Raw genomic sequence first — 1,262 nt, 5'->3', positions numbered from 1 at the left:
GGCAACCGTCTGTGGTGTTTGCAGAGCTAAGATTGGCGGCTTAGCGTTGCACTTCGGAGTTGAATCCGCCATTTAATTCCTTTCTTTTTGCTTTTTTTGACGACCGGCAGTGGGTTTTTTCAGGTGCGTGTTGTCATCCGTGGCATGTTGCAAATCCATCTGCGTAGTGGCATAGCTATTCAAAAAAGGCGTGCAAAATGATGCCAGTCATAATAGTTTTCGGTGCCACGAACGTCGGGTTGATTAAGGGTGGGGAGCGATCCTGATGAGTAAAGGTAAAATTATTGTTGCGTCAATGATGTTATTTTGTGTCCTGTGCTTTGCCGCAGTCGCTTTTTATTTCCTGGGCAATAATACGCAACCGTCAAACCAGCAACAAACCGCCGCCATACTCCAGGTTGCCGGGCTGGCAACGCCAGGGAAAAGCGACGCGGTGGCGATGCAGACGCTTTTCGAACGTCGGGTGATTGCCCGTCAGGTGAATCTGGACAGCGGTACGTTATTACCTGCGTCGTCCCGGCAGGATGCACAACAATCCTGTGTAAACCTGGCGGCAGACCAGGATCCTGCGCAGGTACGCCAGCGCTGTAACATCGCCGATGTTTACCTGGTGCAAAATAATGAGCATCAAATTCAACAGGTTATTATTCCGGTTTCTGGTAAAGGCGCGAAGTCGATGATGCATGCGTTCATCGCGCTGGAGACCGATGGCCGCACGGTGAAAAACCTACTGTTTTACGAACAGAACGAAACGCCGATGCTCGGCGCGAAGGTTGAAGACCCTGACTGGCTGCGTCAGTGGCCGGGAAAAAAAGTGCTGAACGATGACGCCGAACCCGCACTGAAGGTGGTTCAGCAGCGTAGTGGCGATGCCGATGAATACACCGTCGACGGTATTAGCGGCGCGACCATGACGTCAACAGGCGTGGAGAAAAGTATTAATTTCTGGCTGGGCTCCCGCGGTTACGGGCATTTCCTGCAGCGTCTGGCGAAAGATAAGCAAATATTATCGAATTAATCCGCTAATTTGAATTAGGCGACATTAAGCCAGCAATATTGATATTGCTGGCTTTTTATTTTTCTTCATCGCGATTATTTCTCCGCTAACCATTCAGCAATATCGATTAATGCCCCCACCGTTGCCAGGTAATAAACCTGACTTACTCGTCAAGAATGTAGGGTTATTCTTAGATAGTGTCGTCACGAGGATAAAAATCATTGATAATAGGGCCTTCTAATCAGAAGGCCCTATTATCATGACT

General features: G+C 49.0%; 1 protein-coding gene. It reads left to right on the top strand.

Features of this window, described 5'->3' with window-relative positions; genetic code table 11:
- Window positions 1–265 precede the first annotated feature (265 nt).
- A complete protein-coding gene (gene nqrC, locus ACSZPU_RS25770) occupies window positions 266–1,018 on the top strand; it encodes an NADH:ubiquinone reductase (Na(+)-transporting) subunit C (protein WP_499004455.1) in 753 nt (250 codons plus the stop codon).
- Window positions 1,019–1,262: the final 244 nt, after the last annotated feature.

Source organism: Phytobacter sp. V69, from assembly GCF_965644215.1.
In the GTDB taxonomy this organism is placed as follows: domain Bacteria; phylum Pseudomonadota; class Gammaproteobacteria; order Enterobacterales; family Enterobacteriaceae; genus Phytobacter.
The sequence above is the reverse complement of the archived record's forward strand: the minus strand, read 5'-3'. Positions and strand labels throughout refer to the sequence as shown.

What these genes read in the sequence shown, in the direction of transcription:
- nqrC (WP_499004455.1), top strand. Translation starts at nt 266, where the DNA reads ATGAGTAAAGGTAAAATTATTGTTGCGTCAATGATGTTATTTTGTGTC.